19 protein-coding genes are annotated in these 19,806 nt (G+C 71.4%); 11 read left to right on the forward strand and 8 right to left on the reverse strand.

Going from position 1 to position 19,806, the window contains the following annotated elements:
* Positions 1–13 precede the first annotated feature (13 nt).
* From JN22_RS17385 to JN22_RS17400, 4 genes are all read right to left on the reverse strand, one after another.
* Complete coding sequence (locus JN22_RS17385; protein ID WP_085555154.1) at positions 14–253, reverse strand: hypothetical protein; 240 nt, start codon at positions 251–253, stop codon at positions 14–16.
* A gap of 84 nt (positions 254–337) precedes the next feature.
* Positions 338–1,132, reverse strand: a complete 795-nt coding sequence (otsB, locus tag JN22_RS17390; protein WP_085555155.1) for a trehalose-phosphatase — start codon at positions 1,130–1,132, stop codon at positions 338–340.
* 937 nt (positions 1,133–2,069) lie between these two features.
* Complete coding sequence (locus JN22_RS17395; protein WP_085555156.1) at positions 2,070–2,384, reverse strand: hypothetical protein; 315 nt, start codon at positions 2,382–2,384, stop codon at positions 2,070–2,072.
* 103 nt (positions 2,385–2,487) lie between these two features.
* Positions 2,488–3,378 carry an ROK family protein gene (locus JN22_RS17400; protein WP_085555157.1) on the reverse strand — a complete coding sequence of 297 codons (891 nt, stop codon included), beginning with the start codon at positions 3,376–3,378 and terminating at the stop codon, positions 2,488–2,490.
* A gap of 235 nt (positions 3,379–3,613) precedes the next feature.
* Between JN22_RS17400 and JN22_RS17405 the strand changes: the two genes are divergently transcribed.
* The gene (locus tag JN22_RS17405) at positions 3,614–6,034 is read left to right on the forward strand and encodes an ankyrin repeat domain-containing protein (RefSeq protein WP_223677770.1); all 2,421 of its coding nucleotides are present in this window, start codon (positions 3,614–3,616) and stop codon (positions 6,032–6,034) included.
* Between the two features lie 93 nt (positions 6,035–6,127).
* Here JN22_RS17405 and JN22_RS17410 read toward each other — a convergent pair whose 3' ends face one another.
* On the reverse strand, positions 6,128–7,765 hold the full coding sequence (locus JN22_RS17410) for a caspase family protein (RefSeq protein WP_223677771.1): 1,638 nt from the start codon (positions 7,763–7,765) through the stop codon (positions 6,128–6,130).
* A 201-nt stretch (positions 7,766–7,966) separates the two neighbouring features.
* On the opposite strand from JN22_RS17410, the gene JN22_RS17415 reads away from it, so the two are divergent.
* Positions 7,967–8,236, forward strand: coding sequence for a DUF3126 family protein (locus JN22_RS17415; protein WP_085555160.1), 270 nt, complete (start codon positions 7,967–7,969; stop codon positions 8,234–8,236).
* A 21-nt stretch (positions 8,237–8,257) separates the two neighbouring features.
* Here JN22_RS17415 and JN22_RS17420 read toward each other — a convergent pair whose 3' ends face one another.
* Complete coding sequence (locus JN22_RS17420) at positions 8,258–8,899, reverse strand: hypothetical protein (RefSeq protein ID WP_085555161.1); 642 nt, start codon at positions 8,897–8,899, stop codon at positions 8,258–8,260.
* 211 nt (positions 8,900–9,110) lie between these two features.
* Here JN22_RS17420 and JN22_RS17425 point away from each other — a divergent pair, with 211 nt between their 5' ends.
* The 7 genes from JN22_RS17425 (at position 9,111) to JN22_RS17455 (ending at position 15,531) form a co-directional block, all read left to right on the forward strand.
* Positions 9,111–9,953, forward strand: a complete 843-nt coding sequence (locus JN22_RS17425) for an ABC transporter ATP-binding protein (RefSeq protein ID WP_085555162.1) — start codon at positions 9,111–9,113, stop codon at positions 9,951–9,953.
* Positions 9,943–10,821: an ABC transporter permease gene (locus tag JN22_RS17430; RefSeq protein WP_085555163.1), complete on the forward strand. Its 879-nt coding sequence runs from the start codon at positions 9,943–9,945 to the stop codon at positions 10,819–10,821. The genes JN22_RS17425 and JN22_RS17430 overlap by 11 nt, the downstream gene beginning before the upstream one ends.
* Positions 10,818–11,954: an ABC transporter permease gene (locus JN22_RS17435; RefSeq protein ID WP_085555164.1), complete on the forward strand. Its 1,137-nt coding sequence runs from the start codon at positions 10,818–10,820 to the stop codon at positions 11,952–11,954. Before JN22_RS17430 ends, JN22_RS17435 begins: the two co-directional genes overlap by 4 nt.
* A 337-nt stretch (positions 11,955–12,291) precedes the next feature.
* Entirely contained in the window at positions 12,292–12,621 is a 330-nt protein-coding gene (locus JN22_RS17440; RefSeq protein WP_085555165.1) for a hypothetical protein, read from the forward strand.
* 250 nt (positions 12,622–12,871) lie between these two features.
* Positions 12,872–13,645: an ABC transporter ATP-binding protein gene (locus JN22_RS17445; RefSeq protein WP_085555166.1), complete on the forward strand. Its 774-nt coding sequence runs from the start codon at positions 12,872–12,874 to the stop codon at positions 13,643–13,645.
* On the forward strand, positions 13,638–14,465 hold the full coding sequence (locus tag JN22_RS17450) for an ABC transporter permease (RefSeq protein ID WP_085555167.1): 828 nt from the start codon (positions 13,638–13,640) through the stop codon (positions 14,463–14,465). The genes JN22_RS17445 and JN22_RS17450 overlap by 8 nt, the downstream gene beginning before the upstream one ends.
* Positions 14,466–14,499: 34 nt before the next feature.
* Positions 14,500–15,531, forward strand: coding sequence for an ABC transporter substrate-binding protein (locus tag JN22_RS17455; protein WP_085555168.1), 1,032 nt, complete (start codon positions 14,500–14,502; stop codon positions 15,529–15,531).
* Between the two features lie 39 nt (positions 15,532–15,570).
* On the opposite strand, the gene JN22_RS17460 is transcribed toward JN22_RS17455, so the two are convergent.
* Together JN22_RS17460 and prfB are read right to left on the reverse strand one after the other, a co-directional pair.
* Positions 15,571–15,879, reverse strand: coding sequence for a peptidoglycan-binding domain-containing protein (locus JN22_RS17460; protein WP_085555169.1), 309 nt, complete (start codon positions 15,877–15,879; stop codon positions 15,571–15,573).
* 94 nt (positions 15,880–15,973) lie between these two features.
* Positions 15,974–17,099, reverse strand: a protein-coding gene (gene prfB / locus JN22_RS17465) for a peptide chain release factor 2 (RefSeq protein WP_143268346.1) whose coding sequence is annotated in 2 segments (ribosomal slippage) — positions 15,974–17,029 and positions 17,031–17,099 — 1,125 coding nt in all. Because the reading frame shifts where the segments join, the coding sequence is not laid out codon by codon here.
* A 280-nt stretch (positions 17,100–17,379) separates the two neighbouring features.
* Between prfB and JN22_RS17470 the strand changes: the two genes are divergently transcribed.
* Together JN22_RS17470 and JN22_RS17475 are read left to right on the forward strand one after the other, a co-directional pair.
* Positions 17,380–18,816, forward strand: a complete 1,437-nt coding sequence (locus JN22_RS17470; protein ID WP_085555172.1) for an MBOAT family O-acyltransferase — start codon at positions 17,380–17,382, stop codon at positions 18,814–18,816.
* A 16-nt stretch (positions 18,817–18,832) separates the two neighbouring features.
* Positions 18,833–19,786 carry a hypothetical protein gene (locus tag JN22_RS17475; protein WP_085555173.1) on the forward strand — a complete coding sequence of 318 codons (954 nt, stop codon included), beginning with the start codon at positions 18,833–18,835 and terminating at the stop codon, positions 19,784–19,786.
* Positions 19,787–19,806 lie beyond the last annotated feature (20 nt).

Here is a 19,806-nt window from a genome sequence, read left to right on the forward strand (position 1 = left end):
GGAGAGTCTGCCGTCAGGCCAGCATGTCGAGCAGCCGCCTGGTGTTTTCCTGGGTGGTTTCCAGCACCTTGGCGTTGGCGGCGAAATCGATCTGCGCCGAGGTCACGTCGACGATCACCGCCGGATCGAGGTTGCCCGCCGCCAGCTGCTCCGACGCGTCGGCGACGCGCGCCTGCGCGTCCTGCAAGCCGCCGAGCGCGGTCGCCTGCGGCTGGAGGAGCGAGGGCGCGGTGGTGGTGGAACCGATGTCCATGATGGCGGGCTTTCGCGGCGGCGCTGGCTCGAGCCTAACGCCGCCTTCGTGAATTCTTCCTGAATGCCGGTCGCGGCGGGCCGCTCACCCCTTCGCCAGCCGGTCGGCCAGCCGCCCGAGGAAGGCGGCGGCCTCCGCCGGATCGCGCAGGCTCCAGGTCGCGGCGGTGGGCGCCGGCGGGTCCATCACGCGGATGCCCAGCCCGAAACCGGCCAGCGCCCGGAAGGCGTCCTCGTCGGTCTCGTCGTCGCCGAGATAGAGGGGCAGCGTGCCGGCCTCGCGCAGCCCCAGCGCGTCGAGCAGCGCCAGCACCGCCCGCCCCTTGTCCCAGGGCAGGTTCGGCCGCAGCTCCAGCAGCTCCTTGCCGCCGGTGACGCGCAGGCGCGGCCGTTCGGCCGCCAGTGCCCGCACCGTGTCGGCCACCCGTGGCTTGACCGCCGGATCGGCCTGACGGGTGTGGATGGCGATGGCGAAACGCTTGCGCTCGATCAGCACGCCGGCGGCGAGCGTCTCGCCCAGCCGGGAGCGCAACCCGCTCTCCGCCGCGTCGAGGTCGGGCAGATACTCCAGCCCCACCTGGGTGCGCAGCTCCGGCCCACGGATGTCGAAGCCGTGGCTGCCGGCATAGACCAGCCCTTCCACCCCGACCATCGCGGCGAGATCGTCGAGATCGCGGCCGCTGACAAAGGCGACCGTGCAGAGCGCCGACAGCCGCCGCACCACCGCGCGGGCCTCCCCGTCGAACACCGCCAGTTCGGGCCGTGGCGCGATCGGCGCCAGCGTGCCGTCGTAATCGAGGAAGAGGGCCGGGCGTCGGTCGCCCAGAACCGCGAGGAACGCGTCGAACTCCGCGAGCGCGGACGGGGGGGCTGATTGCAAGGGATCATCCTCATGCCGTTGCCGGAAGGCTCGTGCCGTTGCCGGACGGGCCGTCAGGCCCGCGAACAGGCCGCGTCACGCGCCGGCCATGTCCGGGAAACACCGGGAAGGTCCGGCGGAACTGCCCAAATCCACGGCATTCTCCGGGTCGCAGCGGGCATCTTGTGGCGGATCGGCAACAGAAACCCCCCAAAAACTTCGGCCCCTGCGAGGGGCCGTTGCTTTGGGGTTGCGGGCCCCCGTGGTTTTGTTATTTTTGCAGTGCAGCAAGCGATTGCTGCTTCGCCCTTCTTGGGCGTTTCCTCCCTAAACTCCAAGGCCGCTGTGTTCAGCGGCCTTTTTTCTGCCAGAAAGCCTGGGGGGAGCGCAACCCCTCACAAAAGTCATAAGGCTGGGGTCCTTTCTCGCGAATCCGCGCAACTTGTCAGACGGCTTGTCACCCCGTCGCGCCGCCGCCGCCGGCCATACGGCGCCGCAACGCTTTGGATATCGAACAAACCGTTGATCTCCTACCCTTTTCAGTCCGCCACCGACGCTCCGGACAAGCGGGGTGGAAAACCGCCGGTCTGACGACCGCATAGGATCGGCGCCCATGGCGCCGCAGACCGTCGCGGAAAAAATTTCGTACACGCACCGTCCTTATCCCGCGAGGGGAGAAAAAAGGCCGCAGGCGCACGGAAGCCCTGCCCCCGCCCCGCGATCTGTCGTATAGAAACGGCCGAACCTCGCCCCCACCCCGATTCCAGGAGTTTCCCCCATGGACATCGCCATCATGGTTCTGGCCGTCGTGTTCTTCTTCTGGCAGACCATCACCGACTGACCCGGCTTGCGGTTCATCGCGAACCGTGCAACGCGAAAGGGCGGCTTCGATCTCCGAAGCCGCCCTTTCGCGCATCCGGGGCCTGCGCCCGCGATATGGATTCCTGGGAGCGCCCGCTCATTCCGCCGCGGCGGCCGGCACCAGACGCGCGTGCGTCGCGGTGATCAACTGCATCGTCTCCATGATCGCCCCGATGGCCTCGTGCAGGTCGGCCTGCTCGTCCGGCCTCCGCAGCCGCGCGAGAACCGTTTCCAACTCCTCCGCCGCATCCTGAAGGCTGGCGCAGGCCTGCTCCAGGCCACGCCCGGCCTCCCTTCTGTTTGCAAAATGCAAACGCCTTTCGGCGTCATCAGCCTTCGTTGCGTTCCGGTTTGCAAAATGCAAAGAGATCCGGGCCGCCACGCCTCGTGTTTCCAGTTTCTTCCGCATCATGGGCTCGCTCCCGTTCCATCCGCCGGAAGCGGAAGCAAGACCCGCGCCATGCGCATGAACGCTTTCAAAACAAAGTGTTCCGCCGGAAAGCCGACCGCGACCGTCACGCCGGCCACAGCCAGGCGGCGCCGCGCATGCCGCTTTCCCCGCCATGGCGCGCGACCGCCAGACGGGTGCGCGGCGCGGCGGCGAGAGTCCAGCGCCCCCAGCGCTCCCGCACCGTGTCGCACAGGCCCGGCAGCGCGGACAGCCCGCCACCGACGACAACCGCGTCGGGGTCGAGCAGGTTCAGCACCGGCGCCAGCGCGCGGGCCAGCGCGTCGGCGTGGACCGCCAGCGTGGCCGCCGCCGCCGGATCGCCGGACTGCGCGCGCGCCGCGATGTCCGGCGGCGCCAGCGTCCCGCCGGTCCGCCACGCGTGCAGGCGGGTCAGGCCGGCGCCGCACAGCATGGTTTCGGTGCAGCCCTGCCGGCCGCAGCCGCAGGGAACCGGCGGCCCGTCGGTTTCCGTCCGCCAGGGCAGCGGGTTGTGCCCCCATTCCCCGGCCATGGCGTTGGCGCCGGGCAGGATGCGGCCGTCGACGACGATGCCGCCGCCGACCCCGGTGCCGAGGATGATCCCGAACACCACCGCCGCGCCCGCCGCGGCGCCGTCGACCGCCTCGGACAGGGCGAAACAATTGCCGTCGTTGGCGATCCGCACCGGCCGGCCGAGCGCCCGCGCCGCGTCGTCGGCGAAGGGCCGGCCGTCGAGCCAGGGCAGGTTGGCGGCGCGCACCCGCCCCGCCGCCGGATCGACGATGCCCGGCAGGCTGATGCCGACGCCGGCGACGCCGGCTTGGGGTCCCAGCGCCGCCACCGTCTCGGCGAGGGCCGCGAGCGTCCCGTCATAGTCGCGTGGAGTCGGCCGGCGGTGGCGCGCCCGTTCGGCCCCGCCCGCATCCAGGGCGATGGCGGCGATCTTGGTTCCGCCGAGGTCGATTCCGATTCGCATGGGGTCCGATTCGCATGGGGGCCGGTCCGTGTGGGGCCGTGCCGGTGGGCCGCCTCTTTCTGGGCAACCCTATACCGCCCCCTCTCCGGCCGGCCAATCCCCGAACGCGCCACCCGATGGAGGGAGCCCACCCCAGAAGAGAGAGGCCCACCGCCCTTTGCTCCGTCCGGCCGCGCCGCGCGCATCACTAGAGTCAAGGCAGCGTCCCTCTCATTGATCGGCGTGTGCGATGCCCATGGACCGTTCTGCCCCGAAACACACCCCGAATCCCTCATCCCCGGCGGATCGCGGCGCGTCGGAGATCCGCGACGGGCTCGTCCTCGCCTTCCTCGCCCGCAAGCGCCTGCTGGTGCTGGTGGGCGAGGCCGGATCGGGCCGGACCGCCGTCTACCGTCAACTGGTGGAGCATGTCGATTCGGACGGCGCCATGGCGCTGCCGGTCACCGCGACGGTGGGCGCCGACGTCGAGGAGCTGATCCTGGCCGCGGGCGAGGGCGCCCTGCCTGACACCGGCGACGGCGGCGAACCCGATTTCGACACGCTGATCGGCGCGCTGGAGGAACGGCTGGATCTGGCCGGCTCCGGCCTGCTGGCGGTGGAGGACGCCAGCCTGCTGGCCCCGCCGGTGCTGGCCGATCTGGTCGAGCTGACCCGGTCGGAGACGGCGGCAGGGCGCTTCCTCCAGGTCCTGCTCTGCGGCACGCCCGACCTGGAGCGTGCGCTGACCCGCGCCGGACTGGCCGATTCACTGCGGGAACTGGGCGTCATCTACCGGATGGCGCCGGGCGCCGCCCCCTCCGTCACGCCGATGGCGGTGTCGGCCGCCGACGGCGCCGCGCCCAAGCCGGCCGCGGCCAAAGCCGCCGCCAAGCCGAAGGCGGTCACGTCGGCGCCGATCCTGGCCGCCCCGGAACCGGCACCGCCCGAACCGCCGCGCCGCGCCCGCCCCTCCCACCAGCCAGCCCCCCACCAGTCCGCCGGCCATCAGCCCGCCAACGACTGGAACGGCGGGTTCGACTGGAGCGGCCGTGGGGCCGAAGGGGAGGCCGCCACCGGCGCCACGGTGATGCCCGGCCCGCCGGACAATCCCGACATCCTCCACCCGGAGGCGCATCGCCCGCCGCGCCGCGCCGCGCTCTACGCCGGAGCGGCGCTGACCACCCTGGTGCTGCTCGCCGCCGCCGGAGCGGCCGTGCTGACCAGCGTGCCCGGCATCCTCCCCGATTCCGCCAGGGCGGGCCTGGAGCGCGGCTGGAGCGACGCCCGCTCCTTCGTCGAGCGGAATCTCCAGGGACTGCCCGGCCAGGGGCCGACGGGCCATCGGGCGACGGGCCAGGGGGCGACGGGCGGCAGCCAGGAAGGCGACGCCCTCGCTCTGGGCGCGCCGCGCACCGCGCAGGCGGAGACGCCCGCCGCCCGGCCGCCGTCGCCGGGCACCCCGCAGCCGCCAGGCATGCCGGCCACGGCGCCGCCCACCACGCCGACCGCCCTGTCGATCGCGGACCACACGCCGCCGGCCGCGCAGCCGCCGGTTTCGTCGATCCAGACCGCGGCCCTGCCGCCACCGGCCAACACCCCGGCCGCGCCGCCCTTCATGCCGGCATCCCCGCCCGCCGTCCTGGCGCCGCCGCCGGCGACCAGCGAGGCCCCGCCCGGCACCGCGGCCCTGCCGCCGCTGGAGGAACCGTCGCACGCCGCCAGCGCTCCGGCCGTTCAGCCGCCCTTCGAGAGCGAGGCCGTCCTGACGCAGCGCACGCGCGCCCTGGTCGATCAGGCCCGCCGCCAGCTCGCCGGGAAGCGCCTGACCACGCCGCCCGGCGACAACGCCTACGAGACGGTCCAGCGCCTGCGCCTCGTGGCACCCCACGCGCCCGAGGCGGCGGAACTGGTCGCCACCATGGAGGACACCTACCGCCGCTGGGCGATGGCGGCGGAGCGCGAGGGCGACTGGAACGAGGCCCGCCGCTTCTACGAGCGCGCGCTGATGGTCTCGCCCGAGAATCCCGACCTGCGCGAGCGGGTCAAGGCGGCGGGCGAGCGGCGCAGCCTGGGTCCGGCCGCTCCCGCCCCGGCGACCGTCACCCCCGGCCTGAACAGCCGCGAGTCGGTGCTCGCCCTGCTGCGCAACCCGACCGAGCTGAGCCGCAGCCTGCAATCCGGCACCGCGCCGGACACGCGCCTCGACAACGGCAAGACCCTGCTGATGATCGCCGCCGAACAGGGGCTGACCGACGCGGTCCGCATCCTGCTGGAACGCCACGCCAACACCGGCCTGCGGACCTCCGACGGCGCCACCGCCGTCATGTACGCCGCCTGGGGCGGCTACGAGAGCGTGGTGGGGGCGCTGGCCGACGGCGGCGCCGAACTCGACGCCACCAACGACGACGGCAAGACCGCCCTGATGGCGGCGGCGGCGCGCGGGCATGTGGGCGTGGCGCAGGTCCTGCTCCAGCGCGGTGTGGCGGTGGACCGGACGACGGCGAACGGCTGGTCGGCGCTGATGTACGCCGCCAACAACGGGCATGACCGGGTGGCCAAGCTGCTGCTCGACCGTGGCGCCAACCCCTACCGCATGGACACCAACGGCAACTCGGCCCTGACGCTGGGCGCGTTGCAGGGCCATGTCCAGGTGGTCGAGGCGCTGAAGCCGCGCTGACCGGCGGAGGCGCGCCGGGACATCCCATGGGACCGCCCATGGGATGTCCCGCAGGCATCCCACCCCCGCCAGGGGCGCTTCACTCGTCCGGCCTCACTCGTCGAGCCTCACCGGCCCACGCCACAGGCCGGCGCTCTGGCTGCCGTCGCCGTAACGGAAGACGCCCGGCCCGTCGGGCTGGCCGTCGCGGAACCGCCCGGCGAATCGGCTGCCGTCGAGGAAGGTCATGATGCCATAGCCCGACATCACGTCGCGCGCCCATTCCCCCTCATAGAACTGGCCGTTGGTAAAGCGGTAGACGCCGAAGCCCTGCCGGGTCGGGCGGCCGAAGTCGCCGGCCCCTCCCTGCCGGCTCCACTCCCCCTCGTAGCGGTCGCCGTTGGGGAACTGGTGGGTCCAGTAGCCGTCGCGGCCGGCGCGCGCCCGCTCCGCCGCCGTCCGCGCGCTGCCCAGCGCCCGCATCGCCCGCTGCTCCGCCGCCATCGCCGGGCTGTCGCCCGGCACGCCCTGCGGATCCGACGCGCCGGACGGCGGCAGCGCGGCGACCGAGGGGCCGGCCCCGGAAGACGGCTCGGCCGGCGGCCCGGATTCGGACGGCCCGGATTCGATGGCGCCGCGCGGCAGGGCCGCGACCGGCGGCGGCGGCTCGCCCCAGCGCTCCGACAGGGTGCCGGCGGTGACGTAGCCGGCGCGGCCCGCCGAGTCGCGGACCCGCAGCCAGCTTCCCTGCGGCACCGCTCCGATCACCGTCACCGCGTCGCCCGGCGCCAGCGGCGCCACGCCGCGCGCCCCCACCGCCGGCCGCTCGAACATCATGCCGCTGCGCACCGCCTCGTAGCGGCCGGGCGGCAGGGAGGCCGGCGCAGCGGCCGGAGGAAGGGCGGCCGGAGGAGGGGCGGCCGGAGGGGCCGGCGGCGCGTCCGGCGCGGGCGGCTCCTTCGCCGGAGCCTTCACCGGCGGCTTGGCCGCCGCGACCACCGCCGGCACCAGCACGAGGTCGCCGCCCAGCCGGTCCTGCAACCAGGGCAACTGCCGGCCGCCGCTGCGGGTGGCAACGGAGCGGGCGACCTCGGCCAGCGCGTCGCGCAGGGGAACGCCGGGCTTGACGATCTCGCGCGCCAGCGCGGCGGTGAAGGGATCCACCCCCTTCCGGCCCGTGGCGGCGACCGGCGGCACGCCGGGCCGGTGGGCGTAGATCACGAACAGCCCGTCGGCCTCCAGCGGGGCGCCGAGCGCACCGCCGCCGACCCGGTCGGCCAGCGGGTTGTCCGCGGCCGGATCGAGGGCCACGACGGTCTTGCGCCCGGCCGCGCGCAGATCGCCGAGAACGCCGTCGAGATCCAGCGCCTCGCGCGACAGGTCGCCCTCCATGGCGGGGGCGGCGTCGACCGGCAGCAGATACTCGCGCTCGCCGACGCCGACCGCCAGCCCGCTGTAATAGACGAATCCCAGATCGGCCCCGGCCAGCGACTCGCGGAAGCGCTCCAGCGCCGATTCCAGCGCGGCGCGGCCGAGGTTGTCGGCCCGCGTCACCGCGAAGCCTGCCTTGCGCAGCGCGGCCTCCATCGCCGCCGCGTTGCCGCCGACTCCGGCGACCTCGCCGGCCGCCGCGTAGCGGGCGTTGCCCAGGACCAGCGCCACGCGCTTTTCCGGCGCCGCCAGCGCCGGGCCGGCGGCCAGCAGCAGCGCTCCGGCGATTCCGGCGAACAGCCTTCTCCACACGGTCTTCACCCTTCGGCACCCGTTCCCACCCAGTACAACGAGGCGGGAGCATAGCCGTTCCGGAGGAGCCGGATCCGACGTTCTTTCGAGGCCGTCCCGCGGCGGACCGCTACCCCGCGCGAAAGGGGCAGGCGGCGAGGTTGCGCTTTTCCTTTGCGGGAAAGCCGCCTATATCACGCGCGTTCCGCTCCGATCTTTTGAGGACCCATCATGCCGCCCGCCAAGCCGACCGCCGCCGCTGCCCGGATGTCCGACACCGAAATCGCCCGCGTCCAGGCCTATCTGCGCAAGACGCTCGGCAACCCCAAGATCATGATCGAGGCCCCGGCCAAGCCCGGCCAGTCGGCCGAGGTCACGCTGGACGGCGAGTTCTTCGGCACGCTGAACCGCGACATCGACGAGGGCGAGGTGTCCTACGCCCTGCATGTCGTGATCCTCGAGGAGGATCTGCCGGAGCCGCCGGCGCTCCCGCGCCGCTGATTTCCAGCTTGTTCCGGCTCCCTAGCGGCTGTGGGCGCGAAGCTCCGCCGCCAGGGCCGCCAGCAGCGTCTCCCCGCTGGACAGGGTCAGTCCGCGCACCAGCACGATGGCCGGCCGGCCGTCGCGCCGGTGCATCACCAGCCGCACGCCGCGCCCGCCCGCCGCCCGCAGCGCCTCCTTCACGGCGTCGTTGGGCGCCACGCCGCCGGTGACCAGCGCCAGTTCCGCCTTGTGCCCATGCTCGCGGCCGGGCTCGATCCAGGCGACGAACAGCGGCCGCCCGCCGACCAGCGGATAGAGGGTCAGGTCGCGGATCGTCTCGTGCGGGTAGATGCGCCCGCCGTCCACCGTCAGCCCGACCCGCGTCACGCCGAGCCGCACCGCGCGTCGCCGCACCGCCTCGGTCAGCATCACCACCCACAGCAGCAGGACCGGCGCGGCGCAGAAGACCGCGAGCCATTGCAGCATGTTGGCGATGTAGTCGGGCGCCAGCCCGGCCCCGGCGATGAAGCCGGTCGCCAGCAGTCCGGCGATCAGCAGGTAGCGCGTGCGGATGCGCGGGCTGGTCGCCGGGGTGGCCACGAAAACGGCCCCGCCGGCGGTCTCCTCGCGCGAGACCTCGACCGGCGGCGGGGGGGACTTGGACGGGTGGGCGCTGGGCATGATGGCCCGATCCTGGCGCGGGCAACCCTGCGGCGTCCAGCCTTTTCCGCCCCGCACCTCCGGCCGCCGCCGCCCGGCCCCCGCGGCTCTGGCTTCGCCGCCGGGTCGATGCTAGCGTGACCGCATCCCCGCCCACACGCGATCCGCGCCGGAAGGATGCCCAGCCTTGCCCACGCCGCCGCCGCTCCCGTCCGACGGGGCGCCCGCCCCCATGCCCGCTCCCCAGCCCGCTCCGGCCCCCTCTGCTGCCCCCTCCGCGGTCCCGGCGGCCGGCGGCCGGCCGATCGTCGAGTTGCGGGGCGTGTCGCTGGTCTACCCGACCGCCGACAGGCCGGTGACGGCGCTGAGCGACGTTGCCCTGACGATCGCCAAGGGCGATTTCGTCTCGCTGATCGGGCCGAGCGGCTGCGGCAAGACCACCCTGCTGCGGGTCATCGCCGACCTGGAACGCCCGACCGCCGGCCACATCGCGGTGGAGGGGATGACGCCCGAACAGGCGCGGCTGAAGCGGCTCTACGGCTACGTCTTCCAGGCCCCGGCGCTCTACCCGTGGCGCACGGTCGAACGCAACGTGATGCTGCCGCTGGAGATCATGGGACTGCCCGCCGCCGAACGGCGGAGCCGCGCCCGCGAGCAGCTGGAGCGCGTCGGGCTGTCCGGCTTCGAGCGGAAATTCCCCTGGCAGCTCTCCGGCGGCATGCAGCAGCGCGTGTCGATCGCCCGCGCCCTGGCCCTCCAGCCCGACCTGCTGCTGATGGACGAACCCTTCGGCGCGCTCGACGAGATCACCCGCGACCATCTGAACCTGCACTTGACGCAACTGTGGCGGGACACCGGCAAGACCTGCGTCTTCGTCACCCATTCGATCGCCGAGGCGGTCTTCCTCTCCACCCGCATCGTGGTGATGAGCCCGCGCCCCGGCCGCATCCTCGACGTCATCGACTGCGACCTGCCGCGCGAGCGCACGCTGGACATCCGCGAGACCCCGGCCTTCGCCGCCATCGCCCACCGCGTGCGCCAGGGGCTGAAGGAAGGCCACAGCTATGACGATTGAGCGTCCGGCCATCCGCGTCCCCCCCGTCGCGGCGATGACCCTGCTGCTGGTCGCCGTCTGGTACGTGGGCGCCTTCTGGCTCAACGCGCCGCAGGCGGAAGAGGCGCTGGTCCGCGCCGGCAAGCCCTGGGGCTGGAGCGAACTGCTGGCCCAGGCCTACGCCATGAAGCGGCCGATCCTGCCCACCCCGGACCAGGTGGCCATGGAGCTGTGGTCGTCGCTGACCGGCTACCCCCCGACCAGCCCGCGCAACCTGCTGTTCCACGCCTGGGTGACGGCGGAGGCGGCGCTGGCCGGGCTGGCGATGGGGCTGGCGCTCGGCACCCTGCTCGCCGTCGGCATCGTCCACACCCGGACGCTGGAGTTCAGCCTGCTGCCCTGGGTGATCGCCTCGCAGACCATCCCGATCCTCGCCATCGCGCCGATGATCGTCGTCATCCTCGGCAACCTCGGCCTGACCGGGCTGCTGCCCAAGGCGGTGATCTGCATGTATCTCTGCTTCTTCCCGATCACGGTGGGGATGGTGAAGGGGCTGCGCGCCGCCGACCCGCTGTGGCTCGACCTGATGCGGACCTATTCGGCGGGGGGCCCGCGGACCTTCTGGTCGCTGCGGCTGCCGGCCTCGCTGCCCTTCCTGTTCGCCAGCCTCAAGGTGTCGGTCGCCGTCAGCGTCGTCGGCGCCATCGTCGGCGAGTTGCCGACCGGCGGTCAGGCCGGGCTGGGGGCTCGGCTGCTGTCCGGTTCCTACTACGGCCAGACCACCCAGATCTGGAGCGCGCTGGTCATGGCCTCGCTGCTCTCCGTCCTGCTGATCGGCGTGGTCCGCGCCGTCGAGCGGGCCCTGCTCGGCCGTGGGGGCGCGCGATGAGCGACGCCTACGGCACCTCGCTGCGCACCGCCGCCGACTGGGGGCTGGTGCTGCTGGCCGCGATCACGCTGGCGGCGCTCGCCCTGCCGCTGGGCGCGAGGGATGGCGCCGCCGTCGGCTGGTTCGCCGAGCCGCTGGCGCCGCTGTTCCTGGCGGGCACGGTGCTGGCGGTCATCGGCGGACGCACCGCGCCGTCGCCGCGCAAAGGCGCCTGGGTCGAACTGGCCGCCGTCGCGCTGGCGTGGCTGCTGCCGATGCATCTGCTGGACCGGGGAATCGACCTGTCGGCCGGCTGGGGGCTGTGGCTGTTCCTGGTCGCGGCGACTCTGCTGCTGTGGCGGGTGCTGGGGGCGCTGGCCGCCGTTCCCGGCTGGACGCGGTCGGTGCTGGTGCCCGGCCTCTTCGGGCTGGGGCTCCTGGCCGGCTGGGAGGTGCTGGTGCGCGGCTTCGGCGTGCCGGCCATCCTGCTACCGACGCCGAGCCGCATCGCCGCCGCGCTCGCCGCCAACGCGCCGGTGCTGTGGGACGGTTTCCGCCAGACGGTGCTGACCTCGGTCGTGCGCGGCTACCTGATGGGCTGCGGCGCCGGCTTCGCGGTGGCGATCCTCGCCGACCGGGTGCCGTTCCTGGCGCGCGGCCTGCTGCCGCTCGGCAACCTCGCCAGCGCCATCCCGGTGGTCGGCGTCGCGCCGATCATGGTGATGTGGTTCGGCTTCGACTGGCCGTCCAAGGCGGCGGTCATCGTCGTCATGACCTTCTTTCCGATGCTGATCAACACGCTGGCCGGGCTGGGAAGCGCGGAGCGCATCCAGCTCGACCTGATGCGCTCCTACGCCGCCGGCTACGGCCGCACCCTGGTCAAGCTGCGGCTGCCCAACGCCCTGCCCTTCCTGTTCAACGGCCTGAAGATCAACTCGACGCTGGCGCTGATCGGCGCCATCGTCGCCGAATTCTTCGGGACGCCGGTGGTCGGCATGGGATTCCGCATCTCCACCGAGGTGGCGCGGATGAATCTCGACGTCGTCTGGGCGACCATCGCGGTGGCGGCGCTGACCGGCTCCGGCTTCTACGGCGGGCTCGCCCTGCTGGAGCGGCTGACGACCGGCTGGCACCCGTCGATGCGCGGGCGGTGACGCGGCGCATGGAAATTGCGGACGGCTCGTCGCAAAATGCCGGGCGATTCGCAAAATGACGGTCAATCCGCCCCGTTTCCCCGGCTCGTCTCCGGCGCCGTGCGTCGTGAAGGATGCCGGAACGTCCGGTTGTGGATCACTTCGCACCCTTTTCAGGGCATATTCCGATATTCGACCAGTCTCCGGGTGTCTGGCACGGTCGTTGCTTTCATGAGATCCGCCGACGGCCTGCGGTGGCTGCGCCGCCGGCATGTTTCTCTCCGGGGACTAGGGCCGGCCGCGACAGCATCCCCGTCGCGGGCCGGCCACTTTCCGGCCTTGAGCGGGAGTGACGGCCATGGGCCAAGTGATCGTTCTGAAGCATGTCCGGCTGACCCGGGCGTTCCAGGTCATCGAATCGGCGGCGCTGTCGCTCGACAGCGAGCTGCGGGGCCTGCGCGCCGTCGCCGGCACCGGCCTCGCTGATTTCCCGGAGGAGGTCGCCATGCTGCGGACCTACGTCCGCACCCTTTCGGTTCTGCTGCAATCCATGGCGCCCGACGAGATCGCCGAGGCCGGGCTCGAAGACCGCCACACCGTGGCCGAAACGGCGGTCCGGCACTGCGCCGCCGCCCTCAAGACGATCGACGCGCCGCAGGCGCTGGCCGCCATCAGCGACATCGCCTGAGCCCCCCATCGCGTCCGGCTCCTGTCCGGAACCCCACAGCCTCTCCGCCTCCTTTCCGGATCGCTGGCGGCTTTCCGCCAATTCCTCCGGTCGCGCCGCGCACGGCACCCCCCAGGGACGAACACTCGACAGCCGCCCCCGCGTGCGACAGAGTGCCGCCCTCCGCCCGTCGCGGCGGGCAATGGCACGTTGCGGCGTGCCGGGCGCGACACATGCGGGTGCGGCATAAGCGGGGTGCGACAAGGGCGCGATGAGGCTTCTGGTTTCCAACCTGACCCACCGGTACGAGGATCTGACGGTCCTGGAGGGCATCGACCTCGACCTCGCCGAGGGCGAGATCCTGGCGGTGATCGGCCCCAGCGGCTGCGGCAAATCCACCCTTCTCGGCATCGCCGGCGGCATCGTCGCCCCCACGGCCGGCCGGGTGACGATGGAGGGGCCCGTCCCCGACGGCTGCCTGAACCCGGTCACCTTCATCTTCCAGGACTTCGCCCTGCTGCCCTGGCGCAGCGTCGAGGACAACGTCGCCCTGGTGCTGGAGCACCATCCCCTGCCCGAGACCGAGCGGCGCCAGCGCGTCGAGACCGGCCTGCGCCGCATGGGGCTGTGGGAGTTCCGCAAGGCCCTGCCCAAGCAGCTGTCCGGCGGCATGCGCCAGCGCGTCGGCATCGCCCGTGCGCTCGCCGTGCGCCCGGCGGTGCTGCTGCTGGACGAACCGCTGTCGGCGCTCGACGCCCAGACCCGCGAGCTGCTGATGGACGATTTCCTCGACCTGTGGCGGCGCGAGCGGACGACGGCGCTCTACGTCACCCACAATCTCGACGAGGCGCTGCGGCTGGCCGACCGCATCGCCGTGCTAAGCCGCCGCCCCGGCCGCATCCGCGAGATCGTCACCGTCGAGGAACCGCGCGAGCGCCGGCAGGAGCCTTCCGCCCAGGCGCATCTCGCCGAGGTGCGCGACCGGCTGTGGCACCTGATGAAGGCGGAGGCCCAGATGGCCGACCGGGAGATCGCCCGTGCCTGACAGCCTGCCGCTCGCCGCCCCGGACACCCCGCCCTCCGCCCCGCGGCCGGTCCGCTTCCGCGGCGGCGGCTTCACCGTGCGGCGCCACCCGCTGGCGGCGCTGGCCGCCTTCGCGATTCTCGTCGGCGTCTGGGAGGGGGCGAGCCGGCTCGGACTCGCCAGCCCGCTGTTCCTGCCGCCGCCGAGCGCGGTCGGCGCGGCGCTGGCCGGCATGGTCGCCGACGGCTCGCTGTGGCTGAACCTGAAGGCGTCGCTGATGCGCATCGGGGTCGGCTGGACGCTGGGCACGCTGGGCGGGATGCTGGTCGGCTTCGCCATGGGCATCGGCTCGCTGGCCCGCGCGGTCGGCGTGCCGCTGGTGTCGGCCTTCTTCCCGATCCCGAAGATCGCGCTGCTGCCGCTGTTCATCCTGTGGTTCGGCATCGGCGAACCGTCGAAATTCGCCACCATCGGCTTCGGCGTCTTCTTCCCCACCGTGATCGCCACCTACAGCGCCATCGACGCGGTGCCGCGCAACCTGATCCGCATGGCGCAGAGCTTCGGCCTGCCCTGGCGGTCGATCCTGCGCTCCATCGTGCTGCCGGGGGCGCTGCCGGGCATCCTGGCCGGCTTCCGCATCACCGCCTCGATCGCGCTGATCCTGGTGGTCGCCGCCGAGATGATCGGCGCCGAATACGGCATCGGCGCCTTCGTGCTGATGGCCGGCAACCTGATGCAGACCGACACGCTGCTGGCCGGCGTGCTGGTGCTGTCCCTGATGGGGCTGACCATCGGCACCGTGCTGTCGGTGCTGGAGCGGCGCCTGCTGAAATGGCGCTAACCAAGAACCGTTCTTTCGGGAGGATCACCCAATCATGAGCTTCACCCGCTGGACCCGGCGCGCCCTGCTGGGCTGCCTGACCGCAACCCTGGCGGCCACGGTCGCGGCCACCACGCCGCCGGCGCTGGCGCAGACGGCCGACAAGGCGTCGGTCGGCGTGCTGGCGCTGTCCTCCTCCGGCCCGATCTTCATCGCCAAGGCCAAGGGCTATTTCGCCAGGGAAGGGCTCGACGTCGACCTCAAGATGTTCACCTCGGCCCAGCAGGTTCCGGTCGCGGTGGCCTCGGGCGACGTCGATTTCGGCGTCACCGGGCTGACCGCCGGCTTCTACAACCTCGCCGCCAAGGGGGCCGTCACCATCATCGCGGCGCAGAGCCGAGACGAGCCGGGCTTCCCCTTGAGCGCCTATGTGGCGACCAACGCCGCCTATGAGGCCGGGCTGACCAGGCCGGCCGACCTGAAGGGCAAGCGCATCGCCATCACCACGGTCGGCTCGACCTTCCATTACATGATCGGCATCCTCGGCCAGAAGCACGGCTTCACGGTCAAGGACGTGACCATGGTGCCGCTTCAGGACGTGCCGAAGATGGTCGCCGCCTTCAAGGGCGGGCAGGTCGACGCCATCCTGGCGCCCTCGACCGTCGCGCGGCAGGTGGTGGCGGACGGCGCCGGCAGGATCGTCGGCTGGGCCGGCGACGAGACGCCCTGGCAGCTCGGCGCCCTGTTCACCGGGCCGAAGACCATCCAGCAGCGCCGCCCGGTGGTGGAGAAGTTCGTCCGTGCCTACAGGACGGCGCTGGCCGAATACCACGCCGCCTTCAACGGCAAGGATTCCTCGGGCGCGCTGGTGAAGGGGCCGGGCTACGACGAGCTGCTGGCGATCATCGCCGAGGCGACCAAGCAGAAGCCGGAGATCGTGACCGCCGGCCTGCCCTACGCCGACCCGCAGGCCCGCCTGCTGGTGGACGACGTGGTCAACCAGGTGAGGTTCTGGCAGTCGGAAGGCCAGGTCGACAAGACGCTCGACCCGAAGTCGGTGATGGATCTGAGCTTCATCGGGCAGTGAAAAAAGTCCCTCTCCCTGGGCGGGAGAGGGGAGCCTCCATCACGGCCGCTTGGCGCCCGGTGCGTAGACCTTCGGCTGGGCGAAGTTCAGGTGGTCGAGAAGCTCCTGGCTGACGCAGCCGTCCACCGGGAGCTTGGCGGCGCGCTGGTAGGCGCGAACCGCCGACTGGGTGCGCGATCCCATCTTGCCGTCGACGATGCCGGCCTTGAAGCCGTGCTCGTTCAGCGCCTCCTGCGTGCCGGTGACGAAGGCCTTGAACATCTCCGGCGGCATGCCGGCGGACCCGCAGGCGGCGAAGGCCGGGGACGCGGCGGTGACGAGAAGCGCGGCGCACAGGAAACGCATCATGTCGGAAACTCCGGGTCGCTGGTGTCACCGGATGAAACAGCGCCGGCTCCCGTCCCATTCCCGAAAAAGAGGGAACGGGACGGGATGACCGGACTCAGCCCGCGCTGTCCTCGTCGCTCTGCCCCTTGATCCGGGCGGCCAGCGCCGCCTCCAGGAAGGGATCGAGCGCGCCGTCCAGAACCGCCTGGCTCTGCGAGGTCTCCACGTCCGTCCGCAGGTCCTTCACCATCTGGTAGGGGTGCAGGACGTAGGAGCGGATCTGGTGGCCCCAGCCGATGTCGGTCTTGGTCGCCTCCAGCGCGGCGGCGGCGTCCTCGCGGATCTTCAGCTCCCGCTCGTACAGGCGGGCGCGCAGCATGTCCCACGCCTTGGCGCGGTTCTTGTGCTGCGACCGTTCCTGCTGGCAGCTCACCACGATGTTCGTCGGCAGGTGGGTGATGCGCACCGCCGAGTCGGTCTTGTTGATGTGCTGGCCGCCGGCGCCCGACGCCCGGTAGGTGTCGATGCGGCAATCCTTCTCGTTGATCTCGATGTCGATCTTGTCGTCGATCACCGGAGACACCGAGACGGCCGAGAAGCTGGTCTGGCGCCGCGCCTGGCTGTCGAACGGGCTGATGCGCACCAGACGGTGCACCCCGGCCTCGGTCTTCAGCCAGCCATAGGCGTTGTGGCCCTTGATCTGGATGGTGGCGGACTTGATGCCGGCCTCTTCACCGGCGCTCTCCTCCAGCCACTCCGTCTTGAAGCCGTGCTGCTCGGCCCAGCGGGTGTACATGCGGACCAGCATCAGCGCCCAGTCCTGCGCCTCGGTGCCGCCGGCGCCGGCGTTCACCTCGACGTAGCAGTCGTTGGCGTCGGCCTCGCCCGACAGCAGGCTCTCGAGCTGGAGCTTGGCGGCGCGTTCGCGCAGCGCGTAGAGCTGGGCCTCGGCGTCGGCGACCACCGTGGCGTCGCCCTCCTCCTCGCCCATCTCGATCAGCTCCAGGCTGTCGGCCAGATCCCGTTCCAGCGCGCGGTAGCCCGACACCGAGGTGTCGAGCTGCGTGCGCTCGCGCATGATGGTCTGCGCGCGGGTGGGATCGTCCCAGAGCTTGGGATCCTCCGCGAGGTTGTTCAGTTCGTCGAGACGACGCAGCGCGTTATCCCAGTCAAAGATGCCTCCTCAGCAGCGCCAGCGATTCTCTGATCTCGCCGGCGGCCGCTTCGATCTCGGCCCGCATGGCGGTGCCTCCTCGTCAGCCAGAGTTAAAAAGAATGGTCGGCTGAATATGTAGCGGCTCGCCTCCCCGCTTGCACCCTTTATCGGCCCGTTTCCCCCACCGGCTTAGGTCCCGCGGCCTAGCCGGTCCGAATCATCGGCCGACCGCATTTCTGAGTACGCCGCTTATCCGCCGCCGCAACCCCATGGCGCGCCGCGCGGATCCTCCCAATTGGAATTATGTTCGGGTCCGGGTTCGCCATTCTTGCGTGCTCCCGCAACCCATTTTCGCGCGGTGCCTCATGAGCTTCACCAGCCTGAACTTCCTGCTGTTCATCACCCTGTTCAGCGCCGGCTTCATGGCGCTGGCGCGGACACGGGTGTTCACACCCTTCCTGCTGGTCGCCAGCTATCTGTTCTACGGCTACTGGGATTACCGCTTCTGCGGCCTGCTGGCCTTCAGCACGCTGGTCGACTTCTATTGCGGGCTGAAGATCGCCGACGCGACCGACCGCCACACCAAGAAGATGTATCTGTTCATCAGCCTGGGCATCAACCTGGGCATGCTGTTCTTCTTCAAATACTATAACTTCTTCATCGACAGCGCCGAGGTCGCCCTGGCCTCGCTGGGGGTCGAGATCGGGCAGCGGACGCTCAGCATCATCCTGCCGATCGGCATCTCCTTCTACACCTTCCAGAATCTCAGCTACGGCATCGATCTCTACAGCGGCGACCTGAAGCAGCCGGAGCGCTCGCTGATGCGCTACGCCACCTTCGTCGCCTTCTTCCCGCAGCTCGTCGCCGGCCCGATCGTGCGGGCGCGCGACCTGCTGCCGCAGATCCAGGCGGGCCCGCGCGAGATCCCGTTCCAGGAGCGCTTCGCCGGGCTGGAAAAGGTGGTCTGGGGCTATTTCCTCAAGCTCGGGCTGGCCGACAACGCGGCCGCGGTGGTCGACGCCCGCTTCCACCAGCCGGAATTCTACAACGCCCTTCAGCATGTGCTGGGATTGGTCTGCTTCTCGCTGCAAATCTACGGCGACTTCGCCGGCTATTCGCTGATCGCCATCGGGCTGGCGCAGATCTTCGGCTACACCATGTGCCAGAACTTCGCCCGCCCCTACTTCGCCACCGGCATGCGCGATTTCTGGCGGCGCTGGCACATCTCGCTGTCCACCTGGTTCCGCGACTACGTCTATGTGCCGATGGGCGGCAACCGCACGCGCTGGCTGCGCACCCGCAACATCGTCATCACCATGCTGATCTCCGGCCTGTGGCATGGCGCCAACTGGACCTTCGTCCTGTGGGGCGTGCTGCACGGCGCGCTGATGGTGGCGGAGGACGCGCTGCGCTGGCTGGGCGCCCGCAGCCCGGTGCGGCTGAGCGGCCTGCCGCTCGCCGTGGGCAAGCTGGCGCTGGTGGTCGGAGTCTTCGCCATCGTCACGCTGACCTGGCTGCCCTTCCGCGCCGACAACCTTCAGACCGTCTGGACCATCCTGGGGATCATCGGCAACGGCGACTTCAGCCTGCCGCGCGGCATGCAGCAGGCCAGTTCCCTGATCCGCGTCGCCATCCTCGGCCTGATCGTGCTGGCGGTGGACGCGGCGATCGAGCGCGGCGGCGGGAGGCGCTACGCCGGGACCAACGTCGTCGCCCGCTCGATGGCCTGCTCGCTGCTGATCGTGACGCTGCTGCTGTTCGGCAGCTTCGAGAACCACGCCTTCATCTACTTCCAGTTCTGATACGGGAGTCCGTCCGATGATCCGCCTTCTGTCCTGCATCGCGTTGATCGTCGCCATGGTGGCGACCATGGACCGGGTCCTGGCCTCGGCGCTGGGCGACCTGCTGCTGCGGTCGGACGACCGCTTCATGGCGGTCTACCGCCCGCCGGCTCCCGACGACAGGCCGGCGGACGTGGTGGTTCTCGGCAACTCGCGCGCCGACAACCATTTCCCGACGGAGGCGATGGGGAACCTCGCCTGCGGCTCGGCGATCAACCTCGGCATGGGCGGGGCGCCGACCACCATCTCCGCCCTGCTGTGGGAGGATTACGTCGAGCGCCATGGCGCGCCGCGCCTGCTGCTCCTGGAGCCGACCGGCGTGGTCGACGATCCGCGCACGCTGGCCGACGTGCCGCTGCTGTCGCACTATTCGCCACGGGTCGACGACTTCGTGCGGCGGACCGACCACGGCCTGTGGCTGTCGAACCAGGCGTTCCACCTCATGGCCTTCAACAGCAACCAGACGATCCGGCTGGCGGCGGGGCTGGTCCGGCCGTCCGGCGACCGCACCCTGTCGGGCGTCGTGCCGGCGCCGCTGCGCGCCCAGCTCGCCAGCGCCCCGGAGGAAAGGATGGAGGGTTTCCAGCCGAACTGGGAGGCGATGAGCCGGATCATCGAGTCGGCGCGGGCCCATGGCACGCGGGTGGCGGTGGTGGTCACCCCCTACTACCCGATCCACAGCGCCAAGCTGACCAACTTCGACGCCTTCTTCGCGGAGCTGAAAAGCCGCCTGCCGGCCGACGTGACCTTCATCGACGGCCGCCGCACGGTGCAGAGGGAGGAGCTGTTCATGGACGCCCTCCACATCAACCAGGACGGCGTGCAGGCGATGTTCACGGCGCTGGAGCCCGAGCTGCGCCCGCTCGGGAACTGCCCCCCGACCGACGCCATCGCGTCGCTGTCCGGCTCGCTGGAGACCAGCCGGCACTGATCTGGAAAGCCCTCTCCCGC

The sequence above is a fragment of the Azospirillum agricola genome, assembly GCF_020005195.1.
Lineage (GTDB): Bacteria > Pseudomonadota > Alphaproteobacteria > Azospirillales > Azospirillaceae > Azospirillum > Azospirillum agricola.